We start from the raw sequence: 13,472 nt of genomic DNA, 5'->3' as shown, positions 1-13,472 counted from the left end.
GAGCGGGAGTATACCGTGTTGTGCGGTACTTGGCGGCGCCGCCGGACATGTGGGAGCGGGCTTGCTCGCGAAAGCGGAGGATCAGTAAACCCATTCGGTGGCTGACACACCGCTTTCGCGAGCAAGCCCGCTCCCACATTTGATCCGGTTTCAGTTCGGGTTTTTGAGGTGTCAGCCCGGTTGCCATAAAGGTTAGAATCGCCGCCTAGTCCAGAGTGTGCCCCCTATGTCCCAAGAGCTATCCGCCGAACAGATCCAACAGAGCCTCCAAGGCATCAGCGTGCCGCCTCAACCGCAAATCATGGTGGATTTGCAGATGGAGCAGTACATGCCCGATCCGGACCTGGAAGTGATCGCCCGGCTGATCGCCCAGGACCCGGGCCTCTCCGGCTCGCTGCTGAAGATCGTCAACTCGCCGTATTACGGGCTGAGCAACAAGATCGTCTCGATCCAGCGCGCGGTGAACCTGCTGGGTAGCCGCTCCATCGTCAACCTGATCAACGCGCAGTCGATCAAGGGCGAGATGAGCGACGACACCATCGTCACCCTCAACCGTTTCTGGGACACCGCCCAGGATGTGGCCATGACCTGCCTGGCCCTGGCCAAGCGCACCGGCAGCCAGACGGTCGATGAAGCCTATGCATTGGGGCTGTTCCACGATTGCGGCGTGCCGCTGATGCTCAAGCGTTTCCCGAACTACATGAGCGTGCTGGAAGAGGCCTACGCCAACGCCGGCCCGGAATGCCGCGTGGTCGACACCGAGAACCAGGCGTTCAACACCAACCATGCCGTGGTGGGTTACTACACCGCCAAATCCTGGCGCCTGCCGGAACATGTGACCGACGCCATCGCCAACCACCACAATGCCCTGGCGATTTTCAGCGACGAGTCCAACCACAAGCCGCAGCTGAAAAACCTGCTGGCGATCCTGAAAATGGCCGAGCACATTTGCGCGTCCTACCGCGTGCTGGGCAACCAGGTGGATGACCATGAGTGGAACGCCATCGGCCCGCTGGTGCTGGACCATGTCGGCCTGTCGGACTACGACTTCGAGAGCTTGAAGTTGTCGATCCGCGAGCTGGGCGCGCACTAACCCTTTCTCCAAGAGGTAAACATGCCCGAGTTACCGGAAGTCGAAACCACCCGGCGCGGAATTGCGCCGCATCTGGAAGGCCAGCGGGTCAGCCGTGTGGTGGTGCGTGAGCGGCGCCTGCGCTGGCCGATCCCGGAAGACCTGGATGTGCGGCTGTCCGGGCAACGGATCGTGCTGGTGGAACGGCGGGCCAAGTACCTGTTGATCAATGCTGAAGTCGGCACCCTGATCAGCCATTTGGGCATGTCGGGCAACCTGCGCCTGGTGGAGGCCGGCAGCTCGGCGGCCAAGCATGAGCATGTGGATATCGAGCTGGAGTCGGGCCTGGCCTTGCGCTACACCGACCCGCGACGCTTTGGCGCGATGCTCTGGAGCCTCGACCCGCTGAACCATGAACTGCTGATCCGCCTGGGGCCGGAGCCGTTGACCGACCTGTTTGACGGCGAGCGGTTGTTCCAGCTGTCCCGTGGACGTTCGATGGCGGTTAAGCCGTTCATCATGGATAACGCGGTGGTGGTGGGCGTGGGCAATATCTATGCGACGGAAGCGCTGTTTGCTGCCGGGATTGATCCGCGCCGGGAAGCCAAGGGCATTTCCCGTGGGCGTTACCTGAAGCTGGCGATCGAGATCAAACGCATCCTGGCGGCGGCCATCGAGCGCGGCGGCACCACGTTGCGGGACTTTATCGGTGGCGACGGACTGCCGGGGTATTTCCAGCAGGAATTGTTCGTCTATGGCCGTGGTGGCGAGGCGTGCAAGGTCTGTGGGACCGAATTGCGCAGTGTGACGCTGGGGCAGCGGGCAAGTGTGTTTTGCCCGAAGTGTCAGAGCTGAGAATTTGTGGTGCTGCTGATGGCCTCTTCGCGAGCAAGCCCGCTGCCACATTCGTTCGAGTTCCACCTTTGGAATGCAGTCGAATGTGGGAGCGGGCTTGCTCGCGAAGGGGCCTAACGAATCGCCAAGGGACTTAGGCCTTGCCGGTAATCAGCCGGTACTTCTCCATCAGTTGCTCTTCCGTCTCCGGATGAGCCTCGTCCAGCGGAATGCAATCCACCGGGCAGACCTGCTGGCACTGAGGTTCATCGTAGTGGCCGACACACTGGGTGCACAGGTTGGGGTCGATCACGTAGATCTCTTCACCCTGTGAAATGGCAGCGTTCGGGCACTCGGGTTCGCAGACGTCGCAGTTGATGCAATCGTCGGTGATGATCAGGGACATGGAAACTCCTGCCAGGGCTGTCAGCCAAGGCATCTGAAAACTAATGCGCGCAATTGTGCCGCATTGGCGCCCCTGTGGCGAGGGGGCTTGTCTGTGGTGAGGGGGCTTGTCCCCCGTTGGGGCGCGAAGCGGCCCCGAATCAGGCGATTGGGTTTTACCTGAAACTACGCGGCGTCTTTATTGGGGCTGCTTCGCAGCCCAACGGGGGACAAGCCTCCTCGCCACAGACAAGCCCCTCGCCACAATAAGCCCAAAGACCAGAATTACTTCTTGAAGCGCAACGTCAGCGCATCCGCCACAGCCGGGTGCACAAACTTGGTGATATCTCCGCCCAACGCCGCGATTTCCCGGACCAACGTCGAGGAAATGAACGAATAACGTTCCGACGGCGTAAGAAACAGGCTTTCCACGTCCGGCGCCAGTTGGCGGTTCATGTTGGCCAGCTGAAATTCGTATTCGAAGTCCGACACCGCTCGCAGGCCGCGCAGGAACACATTCGCGTTCTGCTCCTTGGCAAAGTGCGCCAGCAGGGTGGCAAAGCCGACCACTTCAACGTTGGGCAGATGCTTGGTGACCTCACGGGCCAGCTCCACGCGCTGTTCCAGGGGAAACAGCGGGTTTTTCTTGGGGCTGGCAGCGACCGCGATAATCACATGGTCGAACAAGCGCGAGGCGCGTTCGACCAGATCGCCATGGCCCTTGGTGATTGGGTCGAAGGTACCTGGGTACAACACTCGGTTCATCGCGTCGTCCTGGCGGAGTCCGTTGGGGAACCGGATGGTATCGCAGCCATCCCGGTCGGCCAAGTCAACTTATTCAGAAGAAAGCACTATAGACACCGCGAATACCCGGTTTTTTCAGGCCGTTTTCAGACGTTCGGCCAGCGCTGTCGCCAGTTGCGCGGTCAATCCATACACCGATAACTGCGGGTTAGCCCCAATGCTGGTAGGGAATAGCGAGCCATCGTGGATCGATAAGTTGCGCAGTTGGTGATGGCGCCCAAGGCTGTCGGCCACGGCATTTTTCGGTTCTTCACCCATGGCGCAACCGCCCATCACGTGCGCGCTGCCGAGCCGCGTACGATGCAATTCAAGGTTCAAACCGTCAATCATGCTGCGGGCTTCGGCCAATGTGTTCACGTAGCGTGCATCCCCGTGCAGCGGCATGACCGACTTGGCGCCGCCGGCGAACTGAATCTCCGCCATGCTGTGGAACGCCCGGCGCAGGCCATCCCAGGCGTAGGGCGAGACCTGATAATCGAGCACTGGGGTGCCATCGCCGCGCAATTCGACTGTGCCGCCCGGGCTGTCGGGGTGGAAACCGTCGCGCAACAGGGCAAGCATTGCGTGAGTTTTCGGCAGTTGGCCCATATCCAGGGCGTTCTGGGTGCCATAGCCGCCGAGCAAAGTACTGGCGAGGCCCGGATGCAGCGGCGGCACTTCGAGCTTGTAGGACATTTTGCCGGTAGTGCCGTCCTGCCATTGGAAGTGGTCGGAATAGATCGACTGCGGCGCCCCGTAGAACGGGTTGATTACCTCGTCGAACAGCCCGGCGGAAAAATTCACCAGATGCAAAAATGTCCGCTTGCCCAGGCGCGAGTGCGGGTCGGGCGCATCGGAACGAAGCAGCAGCGCCGGGCTGTTGATGCCGCCGCCGGCCAGTACGTAGTGCTTGGCTTTGACCGTGATTTTGCGGCCTGTGGGAGCCACGCAATACTGGTCCATGGCCACGCATTCGAGGCTGGTGATGGTGTCGCCGCTGAACTTCAGGCGTTCGGCGCGGGCCAGGTACAGCAGTTCGCCGCCTTTCTCCAGGGTGGACGGAATGGTCGTTACCAGCATTGATTGCTTGGCGTTGACCGGACAACCCATGCCGCAATACCCCAGGTTGAAACAGCCGCGCACATTGCGCGGGATCACGTGCCAGCTGTAGCCCAGTTTTTCGCAGCCTTTGCGGATCACGTCATTGTTGGCGTTCGGCGGCATCGCCCAGGGCGCGATGCCCAGGCGTTGTTCCATTTTTTCAAACCAGGGCGCCATCTCGGCGCTGCTATGGCCCTTGACCGCGTACTCGCTGGCCCAATGGGCGAGGGTCGGGTCCGGGGTGCGGAAACTGGAGGTCCAGTTGATCAGCGTGGTGCCGCCGACCGCGCGGCCCTGCAGGATGGTGATGGCGCCGTCCTTGCTCATGCGCCCGATGCCTTCCTGGTACAGGGTGGCGTAGGCCTCGTCCTCCAGCAGCTTGAAGTCGTTGCTGGTTTTCAGCGGGCCTTCTTCGATCAACAGCACCTTGTAGCCGGCGGCGCTGAGGATTTCGGCGGTGGTGCCGCCGCCGGCGCCGCTGCCGATGATTGCGACGTCGGCTTCCAGGGTCAGGTCCTGGTCGAGGGCGGCGCCATTGTGGGTTTTCCAGCCGCGGGCCATGCCATCGCGGAACAGATCAGGTACGGGCATCAGGGTCGTCTCTTGTTTTTATCGGGATGCGAATCAGATTTTCGGAGGGCCGGGGTAGCCGCAATGCGCCCAGGACTCGGGGCGGAAATACCAGGCCATGATCACCAGTTTGAGCAACGAGCCCTGGCCCATGCGCAGCAGGTTCAGGTAGCTGTTTTCCCAGCGGTGCAGGAAGTTGCGGATCTGCTCGGCGCTGGCGTTTTCCCAACTGCCCCACACGCCGGTCAAGGGCCCACGGGTGATGGCCATGCCCAAGACGTCGAACAGTTGCTGGGTCAGCTTGAACATCTCCGGCGACAGGTGTTGCAGGCTGAAGTCGAGCTTTTTCAGGGTGTCGTCGATGCCCGCCACCACCACCTCGGCGCTGGCCACGCCCTCCAGCAGCACCGGGATCACCGCTCGCAAAAACGGCAGGTCGCTGCTGCGCAACATCGCAAAGCCGCTGGCCGGGGTGCTGCTGGAGCAGCCGCTGAGGCTGGCGCCCAGCCCGGCGGTGGCCAGGAAGGCGCTGGCGCACAGGCCGAGTTTCAAGACGCCGCGCCGTGACAGCGCGGGTGATTCAGTCAGGCTTGGGTTCATTCTTATTGTTATCCCGATGATGGGTTTGTTAGCGGACGAACAGCTTCTGGATCAACTTCTGGATGGATTTGCCATAGGGCGGGTAAATCAATTTGGCTGCATTCAGGCGTTGCTTGATCAACACACCCTTGGCCTTGCTGAAGGTCAGGAAGCCTTCATGGCCGTGGTAATGGCCCATGCCCGACGGCCCGATGCCGCCGAAGGGCATGTCGTCCTGGGCCACATGCAGCAAGGTGTCGTTCAAGCACACGCCGCCGGAATGGGTCTCGTGCAGTACGCGGTTCTGTTCGGCCTTGTTGTAGCCGAAGTAATACAGCGCCAGTGGGCGAGGGCGCTGATTGATGTAGGCGAACGCCTGGTCGAGGCCGCGATACGGCACGATCGGCAGCACCGGGCCGAAGATTTCGTCCTGCATCACCGTCATGTCGTCGCTGACATTCAGCAGCAGGCTGTGGGCCATACGCCGGTCCTGGCCCTGGTCGTACAGCGGGACCAAGGTGGCGCCCTTGTCGGTGGCGTCTTTCACGTAGCCGTTGAGCCGGGCCAGTTGTCGTTCGTTGATGATCGCGGTGTAGTCCGGATTATCGGCCAGGGTAGGATAGAACCCGCGAACCGCCTTGCTGTAGGCCTCGACGAAACCGTCCACACGGTCTTCCGGCACCAGCACGTAGTCCGGCGCCACGCAGGTTTGCCCGGCATTCAGCGCCTTGCCGAAGGCGATGCGTTCGGCGGCGTCCTTGAGCGGCACGTCGGCGGAAACAATCGCCGGTGACTTGCCGCCCAGTTCCAGGGTGACCGGCGTCAGGTGTTCGGCCGCCGCGCGCATCACGTGCTTGCCGATGCTGGTGGCGCCGGTGAACAGCAGGTGATCGAAGCGCAACTTGGAAAACGCCATGCCGACTTCCGCTTCACCGAGCACCACGCACACCAGGTCTTCGGGGAAGATCTTCGCCAGCAGTGCCTTGAGCAACTGGCCGGTGGCGGGGGTGGATTCACTGAGCTTGAGCATCACCCGGTTGCCGGCCGCCAACGCGCCCACCAAAGGGCCGATGGCCAGGTACAGCGGATAGTTCCAGGGCACGATCACCCCGACCACGCCCAGCGGTTGATAGATGACCTTGGCCGACGCGGGCTGGAAGGCGATGCCTACAGCGCGACGGGAAGGTTTCATCCAGCCTTTGAGGTGTTTGCTGGCGTAGTGAATGCCATGCAGGCTGGGCATCAGTTCGGCGAACAGGGTTTCGTCGGCGCTGCGATGGCTGAAATCACGGCTGATGGCGTTGATCAACGCCTGGCGCTCATCGCTCAGCAGCTCGCGCAAGGCCTTGAGCCATTGCTGGCGCTGGGCGGCGGGCGGCATCGGGTTGGCCGCGTAGGCTTGGCGCTGAGCGTCAAACAGGACCTGGAGCTGATCCAGCGCCTGGGAATCTTGCAGGTAGGCAACGTTGGCAGACATGGCGAAGTTCCCGATTGTTATTGGAATGCTTCAGTTTTTAGAGTCATTACTCTAAATTGTCAAATAACATTGCACGTACATGCCGATTTATCCGAACAAGGATAGTCCGTAAGATGCCGTCATCACGGGTCTAGAAGTTGATTTCCCATGGCACCACGAGTCAAGACCAGCGAGCGCATTGTGCAAACCAGCCTGGAGCTGTTTAACCAGCAGGGCGAGCGCAGTGTCAGCACCAACCATATCGCCGCCCATATGGAAATTTCCCCGGGCAACCTGTACTACCACTTCCCCAACAAGCAGGCGATTATCGCCGTGCTGTTTCGCGAGTACGAAGCGTTGGTGGACAGTTTCCTGCGCCCGCCCCAGGGCCGCGCAGTGACCGTGGAAGACAAACGCTTCTACCTTCAGGCGGTGCTCGCCGGCATGTGGCGCTACCGCTTCTTGCACCGTGACCTCGAACACCTGCTGGAAAGCGACCCGGAGCTGGCCACCGGCTACCGGCGGTTTTCCCAGCGCTGCCTGATCCAGGGTGCGGCCATCTATCAGGGTTTTGTCGATGCCGGCATCCTGAACATGGACCCGATACAAACCGAAGCCCTGACCCTCAACGCCTGGATCATCCTCACCTCATGGGTGCGCTTCCTGTGCACCACCAATGAAAAATCCACGCACCTGAGCGCCGAGGCGATCAAGCGCGGTGTGTACCAGGTGCTGGTGCTGGAAGCCGGGTTTATCACCCCAAAAGCCAAGGACGCGGTGGATGCTCTGTTCAAAGAGTTTTACGTGCCGTTGAATCAGGCGCTGGAAGAAGTGAAGTAGGATGTTTCCCGAACGCTAACCTAGCCACAGGAGTCAGTCATGCCGCTTGCCCAACTGATCAGCCCCCAGCAACTGGCCGAGCGCCAGCAGTCCGGCGGGCTGGTGATCCTCGATTGCCGCTTTGCCCTGGAAGACCCGGATTACGGCCTGTGCAGCTACGCCGAAGGGCATATCGAAGGGGCGCAGTATGCCGATCTGGAACGCCACCTCAGCGGGCCGATAATCAAGGGCGTGACCGGTCGCCATCCGCTGCCTGCGGCAGATGCGTTTATCCGGCAACTGCGGGCCTGGGGCGTTAACGTCGACAGCGATATCGTTTTGTATGATGACGGCCCCGGTGCCTACGCCGCCCGCGCCTGGTGGCTGCTGGCCTGGCTGGGCAAGCGCGACGGGGTGTTTATCCTCGATGGCGGCCTGAAAGCCTGGCACGCGGCGGGCTTCCCCCTGAGCCTGGATGCGCCGGTGACCGAGCCCGGTAGCTTCAGCGGCTCGCCGGACAACCACCTGCAACTGGATGCCGAACACCTGCAAAAACGCCTCGGCCAGCCCGGCCTGACCCTGATCGACGCCCGCGCCCAGCCGCGTTTTCGCGGTGAAGTGGAGCCGATCGACCCGGTTGCCGGGCATATCCCCGGTGCGCAATGTGCAGCGTTCAATGAAAACCTGGGCAGCGACGGCCGTTTCCTGCCGGCGGACCAGCTCAAGCAACGTTTTGCCGCCAAGCTCCAAGACCGCTCGCCGGATGACCTGGTGGCTTACTGCGGTTCGGGTGTGACGGCTTGCCACAACTTGTTTGCGTTGTGTCTGGCGGGTTATCCGTTGGGCAAGTTGTACGCGGGGTCGTGGAGCGAGTGGATCACTGATCCAAAGCGGGAAGTTGTAACAGGCGACTGAGGTCTGCCTGACGCGGTCTGATCCAAAGTGTGGGGGCGGGCTTGCTCGCGAAGGCGGTGTATCAGGCACAGATGTATTGGCTGACACTCCGCCTTCGCGAGCAAGCCCGCTCCCACATTTTTATCGGCGTTGTGTCAGTAGCCACTCCGGGATTCGTCGTTCCAGGTAGTAAGTTGGCTGTTTCAGCGAGCCATCCACAAACCCCACATGCCCGCCCTTGGCCAGCAGTTCGAACTCGGTGCAGTCCGACAACTCGCTGGCCTCGGGCAGGCTGTGGGCGAACACGAAGGGATCGTCGGCGGCCTGGATGATCAGGGTCGGCGTGCGAATCGACCCGAGGTAGTAGCGGCTGGATGCCCGGCGGTAATAGTCCTCGGCACTGAGGAACCCGTGCAACGGTGCGGTGACGCGGCCGTCAAAGTCCCAGAATGTGCGCATCTTTTCCAGCGAGCCCAGATCGGCCAGGGTTTTCAGGCCTGCTTCTTGGCCATCCTTTAGAAAACGGCTTTGTTTGACGCGAATATAGGCCAGCATTTCACGCATGAAATGCTTCTGATAAACCCGTGAAAAGCCCAGGCCGATGCGATCTGCACACTGATCCAGGCGAAACGGCACCGACACCGCTGCCGCGCCTTGCAGCCCGGAGGCTTCGCCGGTTTCACCCAAGTGCTTGAGCAGCACATTGCCGCCCAGCGAATAACCCACCGCATACAGCGGCGCCAACGGACGCTTGGCCCGCAAGTGAGCGATGGTTTCGGCCAGGTCTTCACTGGCGCCGGAATGGTAGCTACGGGCGAGCAGGTTGGGTTCGCCGGAACAGCCACGCCAGTTCAGTGCCACGCTGGCCCAGCCTTGAGCCGCCAGGGCCTTTTGCAGGCCGGCCACGTAAGGCGAGTTGGACGAGCCGGTCAGGCCATGCAGGACCAGCACCAACGGGGTGGTTGCCTCATGGGGCCCGTGCCAGTCGAGGTCGAGAAAGTCGCCGTCTGCCAGCCACAGCCGTTCGCGCTGGCGTTCGATATGAGTGGTTTTGCGCCACAGCGGTCCCCACAACGTTTGCAGGTGAGGGTTGCCGAGGCCGAAGGCGGGGGTGAAGCGGTCGGACGTTTTTGACACGATGATTCTCGCGGCAGGTGGCAGAGCGGATAAGCAACCTGTGGCGAGGGAGCTTGCTGTGGTGAGGGAGCTTGCTGTGGCGAGGGAGCTTGCTCCCGCTGGGGCGCGAAGCGGCCCTAAAAACTGACCCCTCAATCTCTCAGAAAACTCGGTCGCCTGCTTTGGGGCTGCTGCGCAGCCCAGCGGGAGCAAGCTCCCTCGCCACAGCAAGCTCCCTCACCACAGGGTTAGATTTGTGTCGTGCGTTGCCACAACGCGTAATACACCCGCCCGGATTTCTGCTCGCGGTGCAGGCGCCAGGTGCCCGGCAGGCCGAGTGTGGACGGTGCGGTTTCGCTTTCAGTGTAGATCCAGGCATCCGGTGCCAACCACTGGCGCTCTTCCAGCAATGCGCAAACGGTCGGCAGCAGGTTCTGGTTAAACGGCGGATCGAGGAACACCACGTCAAACTCGCGGGCTTCCTGGGTTTCCAGGTAGCGCAGCGCATCAGCCGTCTGCACTTGCCCCGTGGTGCAACGCAGGGTGCCCAGGTGTTCCTTGAGGCTGGCGACCGCCACATTGCTGGCATCCAGCGCCTGGCCCAAGGCAGCGCCACGGGACAGGCTTTCGAGGAATAACGCGCCGCTGCCCGCGAACGGGTCCAGCACCTTGGCCCCGGCGATATACGGCGCGAGCCAGTTGAACAGGGTTTCACGCACGCGGTCGGGCGTCGGGCGCAGGCCCACGACGTCAGGGAAGCTCAGCTTACGGCTGCCCCACTCTCCGCCGATGATGCGCAGTTGGCCCACACCGTTGTGAACGTTGTGGACAGGTTTTTTGGGACGGGATGGACGGGCCATTAATGCTCCGGAACCCCGAGCGGCTGCTCGGCGGGTTTATCTGTGGGGGGCGGTAGTGGCTTTTGCGCAATCGTTGGGCCGGCGGTCACGATGACCAGTTTGTCGGCACTCAAATGTTTGTTCAAAGCAGCTTTGACCTGGTCAACGGTCAGCGCCTGGGATTGTTTCATGAAATCTTCCAGGTAGCTCAGCGGCAAGTTGTAGAAACCCATGGCGCCCAGCTGCCCGACGATATCGGCATTGCTCGCGGTGGACAGCGGGAAGCTGCCGGCCAGTTCGCGCTTGGCGTCGTCGAGTTCTTTTTGTGTCGGGCCGGTCTTCAGGTAGTCGGCCAGCACGTCCTGCACCAGTTTCAAGGTGCCAGCGCTCATTTCGGCGCGGGTTTGCAGGTTGATCATGAACGGGCCGCGCACCTGCATCGGTGAGAAGCCGGAGTATACGCCGTAGGTCAGGCCGCGTTTCTCGCGCACTTCGCTCATCAAGCGGGTGCCGAAGCCACCGCCGCCGAGGATCTGGTTGCCCAGGGACAGCGCGGCGTAGTCCGGGTCGGCGCGGTCGATGCCCAGTTGCGCCAGCAGCAGGGTTGTCTGCTTGGACGGGAACTCGATGTGCGTGGTACCCGCCTTCGGCTCGACCGGTTGGGCGATCTTCGCCAGCGCCGGGCCTTTGGGCAGTGAAGCGGAGACCTTGGCGGTCATGGCTTCGGCTTCGGCGCGGGTCAGATCGCCGACTACAGAAATCACCGCGTTGCCGGCGGCATAGGCCTTGGCGTGGAAGTCCTTCAACTGCGCGAGGGTGACCTTGGGCACGCTTTCGGCGTTGCCTTCGCTCGGATGGGCGTAAGGGTGGTCGCCATAGAGCTGCTTGAAGAGCGCGATGCTCGCCAGTTTGCCGGGGTTCTGCTTCTGGTATTCAAAGCCGGCCAGCAGCTGGTTCTTGATCCGCGCCAGGGAGTCGGCGGGGAAAGTCGGCTTGCCGATCACGTCGTCAAACAGCGACAGGGCTGCATCACGCTTGTCGCTGGCGCTCAGGCTGCGCAGGGAAACCAGCGCCATGTCGCGGTAGGCGCCATTGCTGAAATCGGCACCCAAGCCGTCGAAACCGGCGGCAATCTGGCTGACGTCCTTGCCCGGCACGCCCTCGTTGAGCATCGCGTTGGTCAACAACGCCAGGCCAGGCGTGTCGCCGTCCTGGCTGCTGCCGGCGGCGAACAGGATGCGCATGTCGAACATCGGCAGTTCATGGGCTTCGACGAACAGCACCTTGGCGCCTTCGGCGGTGGTCCAGGTTTGCACGTCGAGCTTGCGGTTGGTCGGTGCCTTGTCGTCCAGCTCGGCCAGGGATTGCAGCGTGTTGGCGGACTTGGCCTGCTCCAGCGCCTGGCTGGCGACGGATTCGCTCGGGCGCAGGAAATACACCGCGCACGCGGCAGCCAACGTGACCACGATCAGGCCGGGCAGCACCAGACGGTTGTTTTTACGTTCACTCATGAGCGGTCTCCTCAGGCAAGACATGGGCGACGCTGAGACGTTCGCGGGTGAAATAGGTGCGTGCAGCTTTCTGGATATCTTCGGCGGTTACGCTTTGCAGCTCGGCCAGCTCGGTGTCCATGAGTTTCCAGGACAGGCCGACGGTCTCCAGGGAGCCGATAGCAGTGGCTTGGCTGGTGATCGAGTCGCGCTGGTAAACCACCCCGGCGATGACCTGGGCGCGGATACGCTCCAGTTCTTCTGCGCTCGGTGGCTTGGCCTTCAGTTCATCCAGCAGGCGCCACAGGCCGGCTTCAGCCTGGGCCACGGTCTTTTTCTTCTGCAGGTTCGGCGTGGCGGTCAGGGTGAACAGGCTGTCACCGCGGGTGTAGGCGTCGTAGCTCGACGAACCGCCGGATACCAGCTCTTCGCCGCGCTCCAGTTGCGTCGAGATGCGCGCGCTGTAGCCGCCGTCCAGCAGGGCCGAGATCAGGCGCAAGGCGTTGACCGAACGCTTGTCTTCAGCGGTGGCGAGGCTGGGCACGTTGAAACCAAGGATCACGCTGGGCAGTTTGGTCTGTACGTGCATTGTCAGCAGGCGTTCGCCGGGCTCGGCCAGTTCCAGCGGGATTTTCGCCGGTGGCACGTCGCGCTTGGGGATCGGGCCGAAGTAGCGTTGGGCCAGGGTCTTGACCTCATCCGGGGTCACGTCGCCCACCACTACCAGGGTGGCGTTGTTCGGCACGTACCAGGATTGGTACCAGTGGCGCAGTTCTTCAACCTTCATGCGGTCCAGGTCGGACATCCAGCCGATGGTCGGCGTGTGGTAGCCGCTGGCCGGGTAGGCCATGGCCTTGAAGCGCTCGTAGGCCTTGGACATCGGGTTGTCGTCGGTGCGCATCCGGCGCTCTTCCTTGATTACCTCGATCTCGCGGCTGAATTCGTCGGCCGGCAGACGCAGGCTGGCCATGCGGTCGGCTTCCAGCTCGAAGGCAACGCCCAGGCGGTCACGGGCCAGCACCTGGTAGTAAGCGGTGTAGTCGTCGCTGGTGAAGGCGTTTTCTTCGGCGCCCAGGTCACGCAGGATCAGCGAGGCTTCGCCGGGGCCGACCTTGGCGCTGCCCTTGAACATCATGTGTTCCAGGGCGTGGGACAAACCGGTCTGGCCCGGGGTTTCATAGCTTGAGCCAACCTTGTACCAGACCTGGGAAACCACCACCGGCGCGCGATGGTCTTCGCGCACGACGACCTTGAGGCCGTTGTCCAGGGTGAATTCGTGGGTGGGTTGTGGGTCGGCAGCCAAAGCTGAAAGGGGCAGACAAACTGTGCTGAGCAGCAGGCCTGCGGCGCGGCGGGCTAGAGCATTCATTCGTTTTTAAACCTGTTGAGCTGCCCGCTTGGTCTTAGCGTCGGCGGGCGAGGAGGTGCTAGGATACTGATCCGACCTAGGGACGGCCACTACGGCTGTCTTGTTGAGGCCCTATTTAGGCCTTACAAAATGTTGCGCATGAACGAGCTGGCTAAAAAACAGTCTG

At 62.0% G+C, this 13,472-nt stretch carries 13 protein-coding genes; 4 read left to right on the top strand and 9 right to left on the bottom strand.

Annotated features, from left to right (window positions below):
• Positions 1-280: 280 nt before the first annotated feature.
• Complete coding sequence (locus NVB75_RS18200) at positions 281-1,093, top strand: HDOD domain-containing protein (protein WP_258348671.1); 813 nt, start codon at positions 281-283, stop codon at positions 1,091-1,093.
• 21 nt (positions 1,094-1,114) lie between these two features.
• Positions 1,115-1,927 (top strand): bifunctional DNA-formamidopyrimidine glycosylase/DNA-(apurinic or apyrimidinic site) lyase, encoded by an 813-nt coding sequence (gene mutM / locus NVB75_RS18195; protein WP_258342662.1) that lies wholly within the window; start codon positions 1,115-1,117, stop codon positions 1,925-1,927.
• Positions 1,928-2,060: 133 nt separating this feature from the next.
• Here mutM and NVB75_RS18190 read toward each other — a convergent pair whose 3' ends face one another.
• The 5 genes from NVB75_RS18190 to NVB75_RS18170 all read right to left on the bottom strand — a co-directional run bounded on the left by NVB75_RS18190 (position 2,061) and on the right by NVB75_RS18170 (position 6,800).
• On the bottom strand, positions 2,061-2,312 hold the full coding sequence (locus NVB75_RS18190) for a YfhL family 4Fe-4S dicluster ferredoxin (protein ID WP_003213796.1): 252 nt from the start codon (positions 2,310-2,312) through the stop codon (positions 2,061-2,063).
• A gap of 263 nt (positions 2,313-2,575) precedes the next feature.
• Positions 2,576-3,055: a pantetheine-phosphate adenylyltransferase gene (gene coaD / locus NVB75_RS18185; protein WP_049711086.1), complete on the bottom strand. Its 480-nt coding sequence runs from the start codon at positions 3,053-3,055 to the stop codon at positions 2,576-2,578.
• Between the two features lie 114 nt (positions 3,056-3,169).
• Entirely contained in the window at positions 3,170-4,765 is a 1,596-nt protein-coding gene (locus NVB75_RS18180) for a GMC family oxidoreductase (protein WP_177035302.1), read from the bottom strand.
• Between the two features lie 33 nt (positions 4,766-4,798).
• Positions 4,799-5,344, bottom strand: a complete 546-nt coding sequence (locus tag NVB75_RS18175; RefSeq protein ID WP_258342660.1) for a twin-arginine translocation pathway signal protein — start codon at positions 5,342-5,344, stop codon at positions 4,799-4,801.
• A gap of 28 nt (positions 5,345-5,372) precedes the next feature.
• Positions 5,373-6,800 (bottom strand): coniferyl aldehyde dehydrogenase, encoded by a 1,428-nt coding sequence (locus tag NVB75_RS18170; RefSeq protein ID WP_258342659.1) that lies wholly within the window; start codon positions 6,798-6,800, stop codon positions 5,373-5,375.
• A gap of 147 nt (positions 6,801-6,947) precedes the next feature.
• Between NVB75_RS18170 and NVB75_RS18165 the strand changes: the two genes are divergently transcribed.
• Both NVB75_RS18165 and NVB75_RS18160 read left to right on the top strand, forming a co-directional pair.
• The gene (locus tag NVB75_RS18165; protein WP_258342657.1) at positions 6,948-7,619 is read left to right on the top strand and encodes a TetR/AcrR family transcriptional regulator; all 672 of its coding nucleotides are present in this window, start codon (positions 6,948-6,950) and stop codon (positions 7,617-7,619) included.
• Between the two features lie 39 nt (positions 7,620-7,658).
• Positions 7,659-8,513, top strand: a complete 855-nt coding sequence (locus tag NVB75_RS18160) for a sulfurtransferase (protein WP_258342655.1) — start codon at positions 7,659-7,661, stop codon at positions 8,511-8,513.
• Between the two features lie 120 nt (positions 8,514-8,633).
• Here NVB75_RS18160 and NVB75_RS18155 read toward each other — a convergent pair whose 3' ends face one another.
• The 4 genes from NVB75_RS18155 to NVB75_RS18140 form a co-directional block, all read right to left on the bottom strand.
• Entirely contained in the window at positions 8,634-9,629 is a 996-nt protein-coding gene (locus NVB75_RS18155; RefSeq protein WP_258342654.1) for a hydrolase, read from the bottom strand.
• Positions 9,630-9,856: 227 nt separating this feature from the next.
• On the bottom strand, positions 9,857-10,468 hold the full coding sequence (rsmD, locus tag NVB75_RS18150) for a 16S rRNA (guanine(966)-N(2))-methyltransferase RsmD (RefSeq protein ID WP_258342652.1): 612 nt from the start codon (positions 10,466-10,468) through the stop codon (positions 9,857-9,859).
• Positions 10,468-11,958: a pitrilysin family protein gene (locus NVB75_RS18145; protein ID WP_258342651.1), complete on the bottom strand. Its 1,491-nt coding sequence runs from the start codon at positions 11,956-11,958 to the stop codon at positions 10,468-10,470. Before NVB75_RS18145 ends, rsmD begins: the two co-directional genes overlap by 1 nt.
• On the bottom strand, positions 11,951-13,306 hold the full coding sequence (locus tag NVB75_RS18140; RefSeq protein WP_258342650.1) for a pitrilysin family protein: 1,356 nt from the start codon (positions 13,304-13,306) through the stop codon (positions 11,951-11,953). The genes NVB75_RS18145 and NVB75_RS18140 overlap by 8 nt, the downstream gene beginning before the upstream one ends.
• Positions 13,307-13,472 lie beyond the last annotated feature (166 nt).

The sequence above is a fragment of the Pseudomonas sp. CBS genome (assembly GCF_024734645.1).
In the GTDB taxonomy this organism is placed as follows: Bacteria; Pseudomonadota; Gammaproteobacteria; order Pseudomonadales; family Pseudomonadaceae; genus Aquipseudomonas.
This window is presented reverse-complemented; position numbering and strand designations above follow the sequence as displayed.